The organism is Bacillus sp. SD088 (assembly GCF_017355205.1).
GTDB lineage: Bacteria > Bacillota > Bacilli > Bacillales > Bacillaceae_C > Lederbergia.
In genome coordinates, this window is record NZ_JADIJK010000005.1 from 206,382 (window position 1) to 224,042 (window position 17,661).

22 protein-coding genes and 3 pseudogenes are annotated in these 17,661 nt (G+C 37.4%); 16 read left to right on the forward strand and 9 right to left on the reverse strand.

Going from position 1 to position 17,661, the window contains the following annotated elements:
• Positions 1 to 48: 48 nt before the first annotated feature.
• Complete coding sequence (locus IPU53_RS06570) at positions 49 to 378, reverse strand: tRNA-binding protein (protein ID WP_207449172.1); 330 nt, start codon at positions 376 to 378, stop codon at positions 49 to 51.
• A gap of 81 nt (positions 379 to 459) precedes the next feature.
• Between IPU53_RS06570 and IPU53_RS24845 the strand changes: the two are divergent.
• The 6 genes and pseudogenes from IPU53_RS24845 to IPU53_RS06595 all read left to right on the forward strand — a co-directional run.
• Positions 460 to 585: pseudogene (locus IPU53_RS24845) on the forward strand (GNAT family N-acetyltransferase); the annotation flags it as partial.
• Between the two features lie 428 nt (positions 586 to 1,013).
• Positions 1,014 to 1,298, forward strand: a pseudogene (locus tag IPU53_RS06575) (RNHCP domain-containing protein); the annotation flags it as partial.
• 305 nt (positions 1,299 to 1,603) lie between these two features.
• Positions 1,604 to 2,161 carry a DUF4256 domain-containing protein gene (locus IPU53_RS06580; protein WP_207449087.1) on the forward strand — a complete coding sequence of 186 codons (558 nt, stop codon included), beginning with the start codon at positions 1,604 to 1,606 and terminating at the stop codon, positions 2,159 to 2,161.
• A gap of 187 nt (positions 2,162 to 2,348) precedes the next feature.
• A complete protein-coding gene (locus tag IPU53_RS06585; RefSeq protein WP_207449090.1) occupies positions 2,349 to 3,086 on the forward strand; it encodes a GNAT family N-acetyltransferase in 738 nt (245 codons plus the stop codon).
• A gap of 76 nt (positions 3,087 to 3,162) precedes the next feature.
• Complete coding sequence (locus IPU53_RS06590; protein ID WP_207449092.1) at positions 3,163 to 3,585, forward strand: DUF1801 domain-containing protein; 423 nt, start codon at positions 3,163 to 3,165, stop codon at positions 3,583 to 3,585.
• A gap of 115 nt (positions 3,586 to 3,700) precedes the next feature.
• Positions 3,701 to 4,408 (forward strand): DNA alkylation repair protein, encoded by a 708-nt coding sequence (locus tag IPU53_RS06595; RefSeq protein ID WP_207449094.1) that lies wholly within the window; start codon positions 3,701 to 3,703, stop codon positions 4,406 to 4,408.
• A gap of 442 nt (positions 4,409 to 4,850) precedes the next feature.
• Here IPU53_RS06595 and IPU53_RS06600 read toward each other — a convergent pair whose 3' ends face one another.
• The 5 genes from IPU53_RS06600 to IPU53_RS06620 form a co-directional block, all read right to left on the reverse strand.
• Positions 4,851 to 5,207 (reverse strand): VOC family protein, encoded by a 357-nt coding sequence (locus IPU53_RS06600; protein WP_207449096.1) that lies wholly within the window; start codon positions 5,205 to 5,207, stop codon positions 4,851 to 4,853.
• A gap of 67 nt (positions 5,208 to 5,274) precedes the next feature.
• Positions 5,275 to 6,174, reverse strand: coding sequence for a DNA-3-methyladenine glycosylase family protein (locus IPU53_RS06605; protein ID WP_207449099.1), 900 nt, complete (start codon positions 6,172 to 6,174; stop codon positions 5,275 to 5,277).
• Between the two features lie 57 nt (positions 6,175 to 6,231).
• Complete coding sequence (locus IPU53_RS06610) at positions 6,232 to 6,372, reverse strand: hypothetical protein (RefSeq protein WP_207449101.1); 141 nt, start codon at positions 6,370 to 6,372, stop codon at positions 6,232 to 6,234.
• A 388-nt stretch (positions 6,373 to 6,760) separates the two neighbouring features.
• Positions 6,761 to 7,708: a helix-turn-helix transcriptional regulator gene (locus tag IPU53_RS06615; RefSeq protein ID WP_207449103.1), complete on the reverse strand. Its 948-nt coding sequence runs from the start codon at positions 7,706 to 7,708 to the stop codon at positions 6,761 to 6,763.
• Between the two features lie 224 nt (positions 7,709 to 7,932).
• Positions 7,933 to 8,088, reverse strand: a complete 156-nt coding sequence (locus tag IPU53_RS06620) for a hypothetical protein (RefSeq protein ID WP_207449105.1) — start codon at positions 8,086 to 8,088, stop codon at positions 7,933 to 7,935.
• Between the two features lie 625 nt (positions 8,089 to 8,713).
• Here IPU53_RS06620 and IPU53_RS06625 point away from each other — a divergent pair.
• The 6 genes and pseudogenes from IPU53_RS06625 to IPU53_RS06650 form a co-directional block, all read left to right on the forward strand.
• Positions 8,714 to 10,036 carry an RNA-guided endonuclease InsQ/TnpB family protein gene (locus IPU53_RS06625; protein WP_242698104.1) on the forward strand — a complete coding sequence of 441 codons (1,323 nt, stop codon included), beginning with the start codon at positions 8,714 to 8,716 and terminating at the stop codon, positions 10,034 to 10,036.
• A gap of 192 nt (positions 10,037 to 10,228) precedes the next feature.
• The gene (locus tag IPU53_RS06630) at positions 10,229 to 10,681 is read left to right on the forward strand and encodes a histidine phosphatase family protein (RefSeq protein ID WP_207449176.1); all 453 of its coding nucleotides are present in this window, start codon (positions 10,229 to 10,231) and stop codon (positions 10,679 to 10,681) included.
• A gap of 52 nt (positions 10,682 to 10,733) precedes the next feature.
• Complete coding sequence (locus IPU53_RS06635) at positions 10,734 to 11,252, forward strand: DNA topology modulation protein (protein ID WP_207449107.1); 519 nt, start codon at positions 10,734 to 10,736, stop codon at positions 11,250 to 11,252.
• A 29-nt stretch (positions 11,253 to 11,281) separates the two neighbouring features.
• Positions 11,282 to 12,070 (forward strand): nucleotidyltransferase domain-containing protein, encoded by a 789-nt coding sequence (locus IPU53_RS06640; protein ID WP_207449109.1) that lies wholly within the window; start codon positions 11,282 to 11,284, stop codon positions 12,068 to 12,070.
• Entirely contained in the window at positions 12,063 to 12,608 is a 546-nt protein-coding gene (locus IPU53_RS06645) for a histidine phosphatase family protein (RefSeq protein ID WP_207449111.1), read from the forward strand. Before IPU53_RS06640 ends, IPU53_RS06645 begins: the two co-directional genes overlap by 8 nt.
• 10 nt (positions 12,609 to 12,618) lie before the next feature.
• Positions 12,619 to 12,741 (forward strand): annotated as a pseudogene (locus tag IPU53_RS06650) (acetyltransferase); the annotation flags it as partial.
• Between the two features lie 111 nt (positions 12,742 to 12,852).
• Here the strand turns inward: IPU53_RS06650 and IPU53_RS06655 are convergent.
• Positions 12,853 to 13,332 (reverse strand): DUF4188 domain-containing protein, encoded by a 480-nt coding sequence (locus IPU53_RS06655; protein ID WP_207449113.1) that lies wholly within the window; start codon positions 13,330 to 13,332, stop codon positions 12,853 to 12,855.
• On the reverse strand, positions 13,329 to 13,886 hold the full coding sequence (locus tag IPU53_RS06660; protein ID WP_207449115.1) for a PadR family transcriptional regulator: 558 nt from the start codon (positions 13,884 to 13,886) through the stop codon (positions 13,329 to 13,331). Before IPU53_RS06660 ends, IPU53_RS06655 begins: the two co-directional genes overlap by 4 nt.
• A gap of 227 nt (positions 13,887 to 14,113) precedes the next feature.
• On the opposite strand from IPU53_RS06660, the gene IPU53_RS06665 reads away from it, so the two are divergent.
• The 3 genes from IPU53_RS06665 (at position 14,114) to IPU53_RS06675 (ending at position 15,714) form a co-directional block, all read left to right on the forward strand.
• Entirely contained in the window at positions 14,114 to 14,596 is a 483-nt protein-coding gene (locus IPU53_RS06665; protein WP_207449117.1) for a DUF2975 domain-containing protein, read from the forward strand.
• Between the two features lie 11 nt (positions 14,597 to 14,607).
• Positions 14,608 to 14,832 (forward strand): helix-turn-helix domain-containing protein, encoded by a 225-nt coding sequence (locus IPU53_RS06670; RefSeq protein ID WP_207449119.1) that lies wholly within the window; start codon positions 14,608 to 14,610, stop codon positions 14,830 to 14,832.
• A gap of 117 nt (positions 14,833 to 14,949) precedes the next feature.
• Positions 14,950 to 15,714 (forward strand): DUF817 domain-containing protein, encoded by a 765-nt coding sequence (locus IPU53_RS06675; RefSeq protein ID WP_207449178.1) that lies wholly within the window; start codon positions 14,950 to 14,952, stop codon positions 15,712 to 15,714.
• A 17-nt stretch (positions 15,715 to 15,731) separates the two neighbouring features.
• Here the strand turns inward: IPU53_RS06675 and IPU53_RS06680 are convergent, their stop codons facing one another.
• On the reverse strand, positions 15,732 to 16,076 hold the full coding sequence (locus tag IPU53_RS06680; protein WP_207449121.1) for a DUF3889 domain-containing protein: 345 nt from the start codon (positions 16,074 to 16,076) through the stop codon (positions 15,732 to 15,734).
• 645 nt (positions 16,077 to 16,721) lie between these two features.
• On the opposite strand from IPU53_RS06680, the gene IPU53_RS06685 reads away from it, so the two are divergent.
• Complete coding sequence (locus IPU53_RS06685; RefSeq protein WP_207449123.1) at positions 16,722 to 17,579, forward strand: VOC family protein; 858 nt, start codon at positions 16,722 to 16,724, stop codon at positions 17,577 to 17,579.
• The last annotated feature ends 82 nt before the right edge of the window (positions 17,580 to 17,661 follow it).

A 17,661-nucleotide genomic window follows, 5' to 3' on the forward strand; every position in this document is an offset into this window, starting at 1 on the left:
GATTGAAGGAGCTTGTACTCTTATGTTTTTTGTACGTGCAAAGGAGACTTAGCCTAACCGGTCTCCTTTTTTTACTTTTTGCTGAGGTTCTATAAGAACAACACCCTGTTCCGAATACACACCCATCACTAAAACTTCTGAACGAAAATCAGCAACTTGCATAGGAGGAAAGTTAATCACTCCTAGAACTTGCTTACCAATTAGTTCATTCAACTCATAGCAGTCAGTTATTTGAGCACTGCTTTGTTTAATTCCGATATCTTCTCCAAAGTCAACCCACAGTTTGTATGCTGGTTTTCTTGCTTTAGGGAATGCTTCTGTTCTAATAATTTCTCCAACACGCATATCTAGTTTTTGAAAATCCTCAAAGGTTGCCATCATAACCCCTCCTTTATTTTTGGCCAGGGTGCGTAAGAATTCATAGTAGCAAATATTTCTTCGAATCGCAATTTCATCAGCAAAGAACTGCTAAGACTTTCCCCTACCCCTTATGCTATATATGGAGTCATCTTCAAGAATAAGTTAATCTCATTCCATAGGCTAACGGTTCACTCTGCAACAAAACGATTAAGACAGCTAGTTTGAAACAACGAACAGTTTATTTACAACTAGAGTTAGTTTAGAATAATAGCAAGGATAATCTAAAAATAAAAGACTGGAGTGTTTTTTTGTATCTATTATATATGCTCAGACAACTCTTCTAGGGGACGAATGCCAATGTCAGTGATTAAGGATGAACACATACTAGTGGAAGATGGAGAAGTCCGTCTTACAGTGGTTGATACAAATTTATAAAATCAATCGTGGTTCGGATCAAGAGATGTAATAGGCTCTTGTGAAGCAGGAACTAGAAGTAATCGTTTTGCAGCACAAAACGGTGAATAGGATCATTCTCCTTAAAAGCCTGAAACAATACCAAATTGGAGAACAAACGGAACCCTTCTTCTTCAGATGAAAAAAATCATCTTGGAGGAAGAGGATGTTGAGCATTAACTGAAAATACGGCTTTTCAATGTGAAAATTGTGGAGCGAATGTACAACCATTAACAAATGGAAGCTATAGAAATCATTGTCCATTCTGTCTATTTTCAAAGCATTTGGATAACAAACCTGGAGATCGGTTAAGCCATTGCAAAGGATTAATGAGACCAATAAGTATCGAATATTCCGGAAAAAAGGGCTATCAGATTGTACATGAATGCAGGAAATGCGGTAAATTGCAGCGTAATAAAGTTGCGGAAAATACAATTCAAGCAGATAATTACTTGAGTTTAATGACTCATTACTCGAACGATTAGATTATCCGATACCTCTCCAATTTCATGTCTTGGAGAGGTATTCTATGTTGACTATTGGGAGTAGATAGATTCTTTAAAAAAGCCGAATCAAATTAAATACGTTATACTATTTATTGACAGGATCTTTTGTCTTGATTTTATGATAGAATGTAAAAAAAATATATAGTAGGAAAAATTACAGTGAATGCTAAAGATATTAGAGGAACTTGAGATTGGATTCACTAATAAGAGCTAGTTGTGACATCGAAGCATATAATTAGCACGACTAATAACCATTATAAATACACATTAAGGGAGGATAGAACATGACAAAAGAGCTGTCACTAGAACAACATGAAGAATTACTCAAAGCGTTGAAGACTCGCTTTGAGAAAAATATGCATCGCCATCAAGAGTTTGAATGGAGTAAAATTGAAGAAAAGCTGGAAACAAATCCTGAAAAACTGTGGTCGCTTAATGAAATGGAAGCAACGGGCGGTGAGCCAGATGTTGTTGAGTATGATGAACAAGCAGACAAGTATATTTTTTATGATTGTTCAGCAGAAAGTCCTAAGGGGCGAAGAAGTGTTTGTTATGACCGCGAAGCGCTTGACGCAAGAAAAAAACATAAACCAGAAAATAGCGTGATCGATATGGCAACAGCCATGGGGATTGAACTATTAACGGAAGAACAATACCGGGCGTTGCAGGAACTGGAACATTTTGATAAGAAGACGTCTAGCTGGGTGCAAACCCCAAAAGATATTAGAGCACTAGGGGGTGCCCTTTTCTGTGATTATCGTTTCGGGCATGTTTTCTTGTATCACAATGGCGCAGACTCTTACTATGGTTCCAGAGGATTCAGGGGATCGCTAAGGCTTTAAAACTCGTATAGAAAATATAAATCGGTATCTCCTAAAATGAAGGGATATCGTTTTTTCTTATTGGATTAGAAAAGCAAAAGTGCATCAATGGGGGATTCCGGAAGTGGTACTGAGATAAAAAAGCATAATATCTCTGTTGAATTAAAATTCGTTTTAATGTATATTAATTCAAAAAAGGAGATAAGAAATGATCCGTACTATTGAAGAATTATCGCTTAATGCTTGGCCCTCATTGTCGTTAATGGTGTATGATGGTTGGCTGTTAAGATTTTCTAATGGTTATACAAAACGTGCTAATTCTGTTAATCCGATATATACGTCAGCTGTCGATATAGATAAGAAAATTCATTACTGTGAGCATATATTTGCGGCTCGCAATTTGAAGCCAGTGTTTAAAATGTCTGAGCTCGTTTATCCAGAAATCTTGGATAAGACTCTAGAAGGCCGAGGCTACACTGTGATTGACCAGACAAGTGTTCAGTTATTATCACTATCGAACCTAAAGGATCCACTAATAGATTCGGTTAAATTGGAAAAGAGAGTAAATGAAGAATGGCTAAATCAGTTCTGCAAATTTAATCAACAAAATGAACGTAATAGAGTTATTATGAAGCAAATGCTTTCAATGATTATTCCCAAAACATGCTTTATTTCACTTTATAATAAAGAGGCGGTCGTTGCATGTGGCCTAGGCGTTTTGGAGAGAGGTTACTTAGGGATTTTTGACATTGTTACAGATCCGCAGTGGAGAAACCGTGGCTTTGGAGAGCAGTTAATGCTGAATTTGCTGAAATGGGGAAAGAAAAACGGTGCGGAATATGCTTATCTCCAAGTAGTCCTAAATAACAGACCTGCATTAAATCTTTATTCAAAATTAGGGTTTCAGGAGAAATATCAATACTGGTACCGTGTAAAAGAGGAATGACGTATGATTGAAGGTAACATAATGTTACAAGATTAAGCAGTTATTCGATGGAACAACGTTTAGGAGGGATGGGACGATGTACGAACTAAAAACGAAAGAAACAGATAGTAGTGTCATTGAGTTTATTGAAAATGTGGATTCACCTCGAAAACGTGAAGATGGCTATAAATTATTAGATATTTTTACAGAGACAACAGGGTATAAAGCGAAAATGTGGGGACCAAGCATTATCGGATTTGGCAAATATCATTATAAATATGCATCTGGGCACGAAGGCGATGCACCGCTCGTTGGCTTTTCACCTCGAAAAGCTAAAATAAGTTTATATTTTGCAACAGGTGACACACAACGAGACGAATTATTAAAGGATTTTGGAAAACATACAATAGGAAAAGCCTGTGTGTATATCAACAAAGTAGCAGATATTCATGTGGATGTCTTAAAGGAATTAATCAAACAATCTGTGGCTTTTTTGCAAGAAACCTACCCGAATGAATGATTTTTCCTGCTGTTAGGGTTGATGGACAGCATTAAAAAATGAATATGCAAGTACGCTGTTAATTGAAAGGAGAGAAGGCGGTTTTTCCCGAATCCGAGGAACTTCGCCGAGTTGGATGAATGTAGAAATGGTAATGGAGGAGCTCGAAGCACTTGGGAAGGAACGAATGAAGAAAATGTACATATCCAATGGTGCACACGAACCGCTTTTTGGTGTTGCAACTGGTGCAATGAAGCCGATCGCGAAGAAAATAAAAATAAATCAAGCTTTAGCAGAAGAACTTTACGCTACAGGAAACTACGATGCAATGTACTTTGCAGGCATTATTGCAGATCCAAAAGCAATGACAGAGTCAGATTTTGATCGTTGGATGGATTCGGCCTATTTTTATATGTTGTCTGACTATGTGGTAGCAGTCACATTATCAGAATCGCCTATAGCACAGGATGTCGCTGATAAATGGATTTCAAGTAAGGAAGAGTTGAAAATGTCGGCAGGATGGAGCTGTTACTGCTGGCTTCTAGGAAGACTCCGTGACAACGAATTTTCTGAAAGTAAGATTTCCAACATGCTTGAAATGGTGAAAGATACTATTCATGACTCCCCTGAGCGAACAAAAGCTTCTATGAATAACTTCCTATACACTGTTGGTATTTCCTATGTGGCGCTTCATGAAAAGGCAATGGACGTTGCAAAAGAAGTTGGAACAGTAGAAGTTATACGGCCCAAAAAGAAAAGCAGTTTTTTAAATGCCTCTGAAAGTATTCAAAAAGATATTGAAAGAGGAAGAGTTGGTTTTAAACGAAAATATGTAAGATGTTAAAAAATTTATATATCGCCAAACGGGAGCTTGCACTTTTATGTAAAGAAACCATTTTGAAAATTCTTTTTCATCCCGAATTAACTGACAGTAAGACCTCCACTTCAAGAATTCGAGGTAAAAACGAGAATTGTAAGTGGAGGACAACTGCCAGTAAATGCCCGATTGGTTCGGGCCGACAGGAAGATGGTCACAAAAGCGTTGCGACGTACAGGACGTACTAGTGCGGGCGAAACGACAGGATGTCGTGCTTTGAGCCTGCCGACAGGACGTCGCGAATTTAGTCTTTGATCTTCTAAAATCAGTGGGCGATGGAAAAAACATTGAATGAAGTTTCACTTTATTAAAAGTCAAGATATTTTATTTGGGAAAAAGAGAGGGATAGATAAAATTCGCTTTATCTCTGTCCTTCTTTGTACTACGATAAAATAAGAAGCTCGGGGATTTATCCGTGAAGAGTAATATAATATCCATCAGGATCTTCTACTGTAAACACCTTTCCAAAGGGACTGTCTGCTAAATCCTTAACAATCTTCACTTTTTTGCCACGCACATCATCATATCGTTTTTCCACGTCAGGAACAGAAAACCAAAGCGCGACTCCCCATCCAAGTTTGCCTGCTTTGTCCAAATCAACCAAAGGTTTTCTAATAGCAAAAGAAGCGCCCTTTTCATTTTTAAAGATATAGGCTCCTGGATTTTCATTTTCAATTTCAAAACCAAAGGTATTCTGATAAAATTCACGTGATCTTTCAAGATCCCTTACCTGAATAGATGAAAAGTCGAGTTGCGGTGTAGCCATGTACTTCATCTCCTTAAATATTGTGTGCTATATTAGCGTTTTGTCATTTGAACGATTTTATTCTATCCTATTTTGTAAATGCACCCAAAGCGCGAAGATAATGGGCCCAGTATCCTTTCCAATTTCCATAATGATTAGCAATCACCTTAACATCCTGATCACCTTTATAAATTTCCGAAAACACCTTGAATAGCATTTTTTCGCTAACAGGTAATCGTTCCATTCTCCCAATCCCTCTGATAAGAATAAACGAGGCTGACCATTCACCGATTCCTTTAATACCTTTTAACCAGTATTCAACTTCATCATAATCTCCGTCGGTGAGGAACTGTTCATCAACGTCGGAAAATGCTTCGGAGACTGACATCAAATATTGGGTCTTTCGCTTATTTTTGACCGTTTCTGCTACCTCTTCCTCGGAAGCTCTAAGGATATTTACAGGCTCGGGAAATGCAGAATAACATTGATGGTCTATTTCGAGTGATTGACCAAAATTTTCACAGAATCTCATCTTGATTTCCTTGGCGATATTCGTGGGCGTCCTTTGGGTAAAGATCGCCCAGCAGGCATTTTCAAAAGGAGTAAGAAATTTAACCTGATGATAGCCATATAGTTTTTTATTAATATGTTGGAACCACGGATCTTCCGATGCCAAAGTATAAAATTCCTTGAGATCATCAGATAAACTTAAAAAATGATCGATTTTCTTTTCAAGTATTTTTAAGCTCTTATCCGAGATATCCTTGTCTGAAAATATGGTGTATATCAATTTTGGGTTTTCAATATCACCTTCTGATTGTAAGTCAAAGACAACTATTTGATCATTCATTAAAGTGGCTTTGGTTAGATGATTTTCATTCAGCGTTTGTTCTTTTTTAGTTGGGGGAAATCCATCTAAAAACCTTATAGTTTTTTCAAAATCAAAAGGGGCTTTAGGGAATAACTCACCAATTTTCTTGTACAACATTAAAAATCACCTTTTTCCATGGGTTTCAAACCCATTAACAGTCACAATCGAATTTTCTTAACCAATACGATTCATTATTTTTCCTTCTTCGATATGGTTGTCCATAACTTTAATAAAATCGATTTGAGTTCCTTTTGCTCCTTGACTGAATCCCTGAAAGAACATCCAAATCAATAGTTTCGAGATAACGCTCCCCAAATCTTAATTTCTCCTTGACTTGTTTCGTGACCTTCAACGAAAAAAATCTCCTATCTTTTGGATTCCTCACTCGTTGCACACACTGAATTTCCTCCAAATAATCAATATGAGATACCATTGTTGTACGATCAATTTGAAGAGCTTCCGTTTGTTTTTGTGAGGCTTTTGAATGTTCTTCTAAATATTAAAGGACCCCAAATTGCCCACGTCGTCGGGGGTGATGTGCACAGAAGCAAAATTCACGAAATACCATCCTTTCTATAATAAACGATACAATTCCGTATCCTATCATCCCTTCAACCGATGTAAGATATACTACTTCGCATTTCTATCACTCCTTTATGCTTACTTACTCCGATTATAAAATAACACTACTGACAACGGTATGTCAGTAGTGTTTTAACATTTTTTCGGCTTCCTCACGAATCCGATTTCGAAACGATTCAGGCTCTAATACTATTACACCCGCTCCCCATCCAAGCACCCATTGCAACACTTCGTCCAGGTGACGAACGCGTATGACCACATCCAATCCATCTTGATGCTCTTCCATATCCTCTATGTAATAATAGTTAGATTCCTTCACCTTATCTGCAATGTCAAGGTTAAATCGGAGACGAACCAGCAAGTGCCGATCATCTGCAGGAGTATAATCCCTAAAGTTAAAGTGCGCCGGTATTTTAAATCGTTCTTCCAGATCGATAAGTTCCGTCATTCTGGATAATCGGAAATGGCGAATGTCTCGGCGCAGCTCACAATGGGCTACGAGCATCCACGATCCTTGAACGAGCACCAATCCATAGGGAGCAACGGTACGAACACTATGGCGATTCCCCTTGGAATCTGCAAGTCTTTTTACATATTGAAAGCCAATCTTTCGCTTGTCTAATATCGCCCGACGGATCTTTTCTAGATATTCCTTTTCTTTTGACGGTATGGACTGTTTATCGGAATTGAGCAAACGCATAGCGTTGCGTACACGAGCTGTTTCATTGCGAACGCTTTCCGGTAGAATGGTCTCGATTTTGCCGCGAGCGGCTTGTGCCTTGATACGATAATCCTCATCAAATCGCTGTTCGATAAAGTCTGTTCCAATCAGCAAGCTCACTGCTTCCGGTACCGTGAAACTGATCGGCGACAGGAAATAGCCTTCCATCAGGGAATATCCCGTACCAGGAGCTCCTATGATCGGCACGCCCGCTTCACTCAGCGCCTCAATGTCACGATAAATGGTCCGCACGCTAGTTTCAAATAGGGTTGACAAATCTTCGGCCCGTACAACTTCTTTACGTTGCAGTTCCAGCACGATGGCAAATAATCGGTCTGTTTTGTTCATTGGTTACCCACCTTGTTGTTTATTGCAAAATAATAGTACCACATCTTAATGGAGAAGATGATTTAGTGAATCTGGGGCTAGCATCTATCGGGAATTCATACAAAATAAGGGCAATATGTTTTTTCTTCATATTCTTTTTGTGTAAAGTCAGACAATCACATACTTTCTTCTTTGGTAATTTAACAGAGGTAGAAGATGGACTCCAGTTTTTATTCCTTCAACACTTATACAACTTTTAAAGAATGTATATCCACAGAAGTGATATCAACTGTTACATCTAATCCGTTCATTCCAGCGCGGATAATATCGTGATTTTTTCCTAATTCTTTGGTAATCGCTTGTCCAATCGTCCCACTTGCTCCAACAAGAATGATCTTCATTGTTATTCTCCTTCCGATCAACGAATTCTGTTACATCTCTTATTTTAATCTAACAATCGCTTTGATGTTGTAATCTGCTTCCAATCAATCTGTTTAGAATGAATGAAAAGGAAATAAAGGATTTGACCATCGAAAACAAGAAGTAGTATGGGTGAGTAGAAAAAATCGATGTGAGGAGAGAGCTTTGATGAAAAAACACCATTCTTTACAGTTGTATGATTAATAATTTCTCGTAATGAGAGTGAAGCCTGTAGTAGAAGGGGGTTATGTTGAATATACATCAAGGATATGTGCTTTCAACTTTCTATTTGTTTCGTTCCTCAGCCGAAATGATAACACTTTTGCCTTCTCCAACATCGATCCTATCTTTGTCCACATACCTATACGTGCGTTTGATAGTCTATATCTGTATGGATACTTTTGCATACCTCCAGCTAAAAAAGGGAATGGAAAAAATACGTCTTGAATCAAGTTTTTCATCCATGTACCATAGTATGAGCTAGGCGAAAGTATTTGTTACAGACCTTTCCTCCCTTTCATCCCACTTCTTCAGAGGTGGGATGAAAGGGAGGAGGTAAGGCTTTAGAATGTAAATAAATTGAATAATTGGGTTGAGGGGAAACGAATGTTCCGGTATAATGGAACTATAGAGTATATAGAAAGGAGGTTAGCCAATATGATCGTCACTCACTCTTTTCTCATTCCTTATGATGAAAGCCTATACAATGAACTCAGAATGATGCAACGGGAAGCGGCCTCTGTTTGGAATGATATTGTCAGGGAAGCAACGTCCTATTTTTTCATGTTTAAGAAATGGCTAAGTAAAAAGGAGATCCAGTCTGTTCGTAAACAAACCTATAACTTGCACTCTCAGACGGTGCAAGCGATTGCAGATAAATATGAGGCAAATCGTGAAACAATCCGGAAGTTAAGGAAGACCGATAAAAAGGCGAAATATCCGTGGCGAAGAAAATATTATTATTGCGTTCCCCTAAAGAAAGCATCGATGTCGATCACGGACGATGAAATTGTGATTAAAAGATCGGAATATGAACTCAGATTATCCGAACTTTTAACAAAAGAGCAAAAGAAGAACGGGAAGGAGAAGTTTCCGAAACAGAATAAAAAGCTCTATATTCCGAATCTTGCCACAGAAGATCTTGAATCATGTAACTACGCTGAAATCGTATGGCGGAATGGACAATATCACTTTTGTTATACGATTCATGTACTTGAGAAAGATATTTCTTCATATGACTTTAAAGTCGCAGGCGGCGATTTAGGCGAAATCCATGCGGTGGCAGCTGCTACAGAGGATAAAGCCTTATTGGTATCAGGACGAGCGATGAGGAGCATTGCCCAATTCCGCTCAAAAGTACTAGCCGATTTAAGTAAGAAGATGTCTCGTTGTCAAAAAGGTTCCCGGCAGTGGAAGAAATATAAGCAAGCGCGAAGTCGTATCCGCCAAAAAAGTAAAAATCAGCTCGAAGCATTGGAACATAAAACTACCAAAGAAATTGTCTCCTTTCTGGAGGAAGAAAAAGTCACTCATTTTGTGATTGGCAATGTATCCGGCATAGAGAAAAAGACCAAAAAGGATCCAAAGAAAAAACGAAAACATAACAAAACAAGAAGACAACAGCTTTCCCTGTGGAATCAAGGGAAAATCAAACAGAAACTAACGTATAAAGCCCAACAAAAAGGGATCAAAGTCGAAGAAACGGAGGAGCGTTATACTTCGCAATCCTGTCCATTTTGCGGCGGGAAACATCAAGCAAAAGGAAGGAAGTTTATTTGTTCTGTTCATCAAACAGAAATCCATCGTGATGTCAATGGTGCACAAAACATTGCCCGTAAAAAGCATCCAATGGCAGTTCACACGCTTATCACGGTTGTCTATAAACAACCGATTTGGTACAAACGCTTTCTCTCTTTAGAGGAAAAGTAAGAAATCCAGAGAATAAGCTAAAAAGGATAAAAGTATCGCCATACGGATGGCGTAGTAGGCACAGACCTTGCCCACTGGAAAGAATCATCCAGTGTTGTTTGCCCAAGTTTCCTCTCTGCACCCTCCTTGGAGGTTTGTAAGGGAAATGTTTGCGAAAAAGAATCCCATGTTCTTTAGACATGGGAGTGGTCAATAAAACGGGAAAATATTGATTATGTTTATTCTAGTCCATATAAGCGTGCTGTACAGACAATAGAAGGCCTGGCTAAATATATAGATAAAGAAATTCAAATTAAAAATGATTTTAAAGAACGAATATTAGCCGGAAAATCTGTAGAAGATTTCACAGCCGCAATTTCAAAAGTTTGGGAAGATGATGATTTTTCATGGGAAGGTGGAGAATCAAATCGGGCTGCTCAAAAAAGAGGAGCAGATGCACTTTTGCAAGTTTTAGAAACTCACAAAGGCAAAAATATTGTGATCGGTACTCATGGAAATATTATGGTGTTAATGATGAATTATTTCGATCCTACCTACGGATTCGAGTTTTGGAAGACACTTGAAATGCCTGATATCTATAAATGCTCTTTTAACGGAAATAAGCTTAAAGAAGTGCTTAGAGTATGGAGGGATCGAACTTTTTAAGGTCTGAGACAACCGAATAACAATTATGCCTGTTAAGTGAGGAGGGGTCTGAGTGAAAAAAATTGCTATTATTGGATCAGGTGGTTCTGGAAAATCTACTTTAGCAAGGAAGTTAGGGGAATTAATAAAGATTGAAGTATTTCATCTTGATGCATTATTTTGGAACCCCGGATGGGTTGGAACCTCTAAACAAGAACAGCAACTTGTTCAAAATGAATTGGTAGAACAAGAAAGTTGGATTGTGGATGGGAATTATAGTGGAACAATCGATATTCGCTTGAACAAAGCGGATACGATTATTTTTCTAGATATTCCCCGAACAATTTGTGCATATCGTGTTATAAAACGCTGGATTCAATACAGAAATAAGACCCGACCTGATATGGGAGAAGGATGTGAAGAAAGGGTTTCAGTTGAATTCTTGAAATGGGTATGGGAATATCCAAAATCTAAAAAACCGCTAATCTTGAAAAAGCTGGCGTCGTTTTCTAATAAAAAGGAAATTGTGATCTTACGTTCTCCAACGGAGGTAGAGCAATTTTTAAATATGCTAAAAAAATTGAATAGCTAATAAAGCCTTTTTTAGATGGAGGAGTATGGATGAAGCAGGAAGAAGCAGTTCACGACATTTCGCAAAGTTTAATGAAAGATAATCGGGTGAAGGCCATATTTCTGAAAGGATCAATGGGAAGAAGAGAATATGACGAGTATTCAGATGTCGATCTTTATTGTTTGATAGATGAAAAAGATGAAGAGAGTTTTTTGGCCCAGAGATTAAAGCATTTAGAATCTTATCGGAAAATATTGTTTTATGAAGACTTTTTTATTATTGCACCGCAAATAATAGCTGTTTATGATAATCTGCTTCATGTTGATTTATTTACTGTTACGGAAAGGAATTTTAAAGAAAAGGATTTTTTTCATGTGTTGTATGATCCTGAAAGTCGGTTAGCTAAATTTCAATCAACCCAAAACTTGTTGCTTTCTAAAGAAGAATTTAATGATTGTGCTTATGATGTGGCTTGGTTTTTATTTCAATATCATAAGGCAAACCAAAGAGGCAATGATTTATGGGCTGTCGAAATGTTACAACATGTGATGGTCAATCTTTCAAAAGTATTGCTACATAGATATAAACCTGAACGGGCTCAATTAGGATTAAAGGCACTTGAAGCCTTTTTGCCTTCTACTCCTCTTGATAAGATAAGGATGATTTTTAACTATATTACACCAGCTTCTCATAATAAAGCGGTTTGTTATTTAACGAACTTGTTAGGCGACGAAATCGATTGGATCGAATCTAATATGGAAAAAAATGCACAAGCCGGCGCATTTTTGCGGATGATGATAAAATTACTTACATCGTCTAGTGGGGGGAAGTATGAATAAAAACATATACATTATTCGGCATTGTGAAGCGAAAGGACAATCTCCTGATTCATTGTTAACAGAAAAGGGGTTCATGCAAGCAAAAGCATTAGCTGATTTTCTGTCTGATATGAAAGTGGATAGGATCATTTCTAGTCCTTTTTTAAGGGCTATTCAAACAATAAAGCCTTTTGCAGAAAAAATGGATTTAGACATTGAGACGGACAGCCGCTTAACCGAACGTGTGCTAAGTTCTATGTCTTTTCCAGATTGGCAGGAAAAACTGGAAACGACATTCGAGGATATGGATTTAAAGTATGAAGGTGGAGAATCAAGTAACGAGGCTCAAAATCGAATTGTCGAGGTTCTAAATGATATTTTGGCAAGTGATTCCGAACACATACTGATCGTGGCCCATGGAGGGATTATATCCTTATTATTGCGCCAGTATGATCAAAACTTTGGTTTCGAGCAATGGAAAAAGCTAAGTAATCCAGACGTGTATCTAGTAAGAATTTTACAGAAGGATTGTTATATTAAACGTTTATGGGCGGATTGATCCTTTTGAAGGCGACGATGTTGTAATTGCATCTGGTGCTGTTGTGACGAAAGATATTCCAGACAATGTAGTTGTTGGCGGTAATCCAGCGAAAGTAATCAAACAAATTGATATGGTCCCAAATACAGCTTAAAACGAAATGGGAGTTTAAGTAGATTTTGTCCAACACACTAAAGATAAACACTCAGTTCAATGATCAATGAACTGAGATGTTTTTTATTGTTACAGAGGTTTTTATATGAATCTAGGTATTTCTTTTGAGCCGTTTTAGTGCACCCTTATTTTCTTTTGTAATCGGAATATGCTTCATGGCTTTTCCTAAACCATATAAAGGCATATTTCCATAGACTGATTCATAGTGGCCACTCTTTAGTTCATAGGTTTCATGATATATACCAACGGCCGCATTATTGCCGACTTTTTGGTTGAAATTTTTCCATGCACTTAAATGTTTTTGTCCTTTGGCGTAGGCTAATAAATCTTCGGTAGAGCGCCAATATTGAATCATAACAGTGGTTTTCAGGCCAAAATAGCTTTCCATCGAGAGAAATCCTAATTCTTCTTTATGCGAATACAGCTCTTTAATCATGCCGGGCATAGAGGTAAATACTGGTCCCCATTTATGAATGGCGAAGGGGGTGTTTACACGCATTCCAATAAGAAAAACCACTACATCCTTGTCATTTTCAGTTGTATAACGTCCGGTATAAACTTTCTTTGTCATGTTAACCCTCCTTTTATAAAATGCTCTTTTGTTGCATCACACCAGTCAATGGCTGCATTTGTTACTCGTTTTCCGTAATCCAAAGTAAATAACCAATAGGTCACATCTTCTGTGTTATGAGGGGTGGAAGTAATCATTTTTTCTATATTTTGATAAAGTTGGTAGCGTTCTACTAACTTTTGTTGGTAATCTTCAAGTTGTAATAAAGTGTTTTCCTTGGATTGGTGACGTCCAAAAAATAATTTTAATAAAACTTCGTTTCGTTCAACTGGTATTTGTTCAATCGGTGTTTCCAGCCAGTTTTTTAAAACAGCTTTTCCTTTATCAGTCAGAAAATATTCATTTCGTTCAGGCTTCCCTCTTTCTGATAAGGTTTGAACGACTGCTAATTCCTCCTCAACAATTAACTTTAAAGTAGGATAAATTTGACCATAGCTGATTTTCCAAAAATGATTTAAGCTCTGATCAATCAGCTGTTTAATCGCATACCCCGATCTGCATCCAGTCGTTAAAATGCCTAGAATCGCGTAAGTTGTATGATTGTACTTTTTCATTTTATGCCACCTATCTAATTGATATGTATCATTTAGATATATAATACAATATATGTAAGTCGGGTGTCAAAGAGTGTGTGCAAATATATAATTAGTCTGAGTTTTTCTTTATATAGCAATAGCAAGGTTAACAATAAAAAAAACATAAATAATAATAAAAATTTATTGTAAAACGATAAATCAGATGTTAAAATCAATTTGAGATTGAATAAGTGAGGTGCTTTTTTATGAAACGAGGCTCAACGCTTTTTTTGAGAATAGCTGTTTTTCTGATTGGGACTCCTATTCTTGCTTTATGTCTATTTGGATTACCAATAGTCGCCAAAGAGGCAGTGGACAGTTATTCTGAATTTGCATATGTACTGTATGGCATTTTAATTGTGATGTATATATCAGCGATCCCGTTTTTCATTGCATTGTACCAGGCATTTAAACTTTTAAGTTATATTGACAAAAACAAGGCGTTCGCATACATCTCTGTAAAAGCATTAAAAAATATAAAATATTGTGCAATCACAATCAGTGGCTTTTATATCGTGGGCATGCCACTCTTTTATCTTATCGCGGAGGTAGATGATGCTCCAGGGATCATTGTCATTGGCTTGATCATTATTTTTGCTTCTTTGGTCATCGCCGTCTTTGCGGCCGTTCTTCAAAGACTTTTAAAAGAGGCGATCGATATAAAATCAGAAAATGACTTAACGGTCTGAGGTGAATAAAGATGGCAATTATCATCAATATCGATGTTATGTTGGCTAAAAGGAAGATGAGTGTGACAGAACTTTCAGAGAAGGTTGGAATCACGATGGCGAATCTTTCGATATTGAAAAATGGAAAAGCAAAAGCGATTCGCTTATCAACGCTAGAGGGAATTTGTAAGGCTTTAGAATGCCAACCTGGAGATATTTTAGAATACCAAAATAATGAGGGCATTCAGGATGAATAGGAGAAATATGTGAAAGAAATTGGCAAGTTCCATTCAAATACATTCCAAAAAGAGGGGTTAGCGATGAATTTAGCCATTGAAAATAAGTCACAGAAAAAAACTTTGAAGGCGCAAGTTATAAGAGCGGGTAAACAGCTTATTCATTTTGGTTGGGAGCAGGCGCTGTCCTGCTTGTTTCCTGTTGTTATTTTTTCCGCCTTAGCTTTGACGAAAATCTTACCACTCCCATTCCTTGGACGATACGACTGGATGCTGATCATCTGCCTGCTAATGCAGTGGTGGATGGTACGTTCCGGGCTTGAAACAAAAGACGAATTAAAGGTAATCACAATGTTTCACCTGATTGGGCTTGCTCTCGAGCTTTTTAAAGTACATATGGGTTCATGGTCATATCCAGAGGAAGGCTATTTTAAAATTTTCGGTGTCCCACTCTATAGCGGATTTATGTATGCAAGTGTCGCGAGTTATCTTTGCCAGGCATGGAGGAGGTTGAAGGTTGATCTAATTAAGTGGCCACCATTTCTGATTGTTGCGTTGCTTGCTGCTGCTATTTATCTAAACTTTTTTGCCCATCATTATTGGATCGATATCCGGTGGTGGTTAGCTGGACTTGTCATCATTGTCTTCTGGAAAACATGGGTGACATACGAAGTAAATGGAACACGTTACCGGATGCCACTTGCCTTTTCTTTTATGCTAATCGGCTTTTTCATCTGGATCGCCGAAAATATTGCCACATTCTTCGGTGCTTGGACATATCCAAATCAGGCAGAGGCATGGAGCCTCGTTCATCTAGGAAAAGTCAGTTCTTGGGTTTTACTAGTGATTGTTAGTTTTTTAATTGTCGCGATGCTAAAGCGAGTAAAAAGTAATTCCCGTTAAGAAAGTTCGCAATTCAACTATAAAAATGATCTGTTAGTTTTTCTGTATGTTATATTGATAATTTCTTCTGTTTTATTATCAAATTTTATATTAACAAAAACGCCGAACTCTTTATGATCACTTTTTAGCCATAGCTTAAATTTTTCTGTGGAGTATTTTGAACCATTTTCTCTGCCGATATGAAGGTAATCAACGATATCTGCTTGGGGATATTTCTCTTTCGTCTTTTCCATAACTATTTTCCCCCATTTAGCATAGGAAGGTTGGTTTTCTGCAATTTTTATAGTATTTTGCTGTTCAAGGGGTACCAAATTTCCAAGGAAGAATAAGCTCATTACCAACGGAATGAATAGAGTTTTCATTGTCTTTTTAACCTCCTTTTATTTTATTCTTGTCTTGTTAGTTTAGTCTATACATCAAATGAATAATAAAATTCATGGTAGCAATTAAAGCATTGACAGTTAGATGTCCCGGAGGCTTGTAAGGGAGATTAAAAGCAAGGAGCTTCCTTAGGTAAAATTGTTGAACCTTTAGAAGTTAGAATGAAAGACGGAGAAACCATTCAACCTAAATAGCTAAAAGGGTTAAACCCAAGAATGCTGTTATATTAGCATTCTTTGGTTTGATTTTCTGCGAAGTTTATCCACTATGCTTTTAAGCAGTTTTACCCTCACTCCTTAGTGTTACAGCTAAGCCTTCTCAGTTAGTGAATACGAATAGGAATTTCCCATTTTATAATTCCATCTTTTCTATGGCGGATCCAATACAGCAAAACGTTTGGGCATAGAGAGAAACAGAAAAAGAATTGGTCCTGTCCACCGCTAAATATTTCCATGTCTTTTCAAATCTATCCTATATATTCGAACTAGAAAATAATTAGATCACTTTTTGTTAAAAGATTACTTGACTTTATCAGGTTGTATTATTATACTTACTTACATAAAGTAACTTATTGGAAGTAAATTAGGGTTATGCTTATTCAAATTAATAAAAGGGGGGTGAGTTGATTGAGTTTTCATCGGGAGCCATATACATTTGTGGGGCAAGTGAACATAAAGGTACACAGTTTAGAACGCTCTCTAGCCTTTTATCAAGAGATAATTGGATTCAAGGTATTAGAACAATCTGAAGGATTCGCAAGCTTAACAGCAGATGGAAATACGGTTTTATTAACGATTGAACAACCGAAGCAAGTTGTTCCGATATCGGGAAAAACAACGGGGTTATATCATTTTGCTATTTTGCTCCCAGAACGAATCGATTTAGCGCGAATGGTTTTCCATCTTTCCGAGTTGGGGATTTCATTTGGTTCATCAGACCATCTGGTGAGTGAAGCCCTCTATTTATCTGACCCAGACGGAAATGGAATTGAGATATACATAGATCGCTCCCCTTCCCGGTGGAACTGGCATAATGGAGAAGTGGAAATGACTGTAGATCCATTAAATTTTCCCGACCTTCTCTCGATTTATGACCACCAAACATGGACTGAGCTTCCGACCAAGACGGTTATGGGACATATTCATCTACACGTTTCTGAATTGGAAAAAACAGAAGAGTTCTATGTCGAGGGATTAGGGTTTGAAGTAGTCAACCGATTTGCTGATCAAGCGCTCTTTATTTCTGATGGAAAATACCATCATCATATTGGCTTAAATACTTGGAATGGAATTGGTGCACCACAGCCGTCTCTGAATAGTGTTGGCTTGAAATCATTTACTATAATGGTTGCAAATGAAGAGAAAATAAAGAAAATTATAGATCAGTTAAATAAAATTGGGGCTTCCATTTTAAAAGAAAATGGTACCTTTATTACTGAAGACCCTTCAGGTAATCGCATCATCTTGAGGGTTGCAAAGGAATGAAAAGCAAGCTGTTATTAGTTTGAAAGTATACTAGTGTTAATTGCTTTGTTAGCTGTACTGAGTATGCAGCACTGAAATTTGT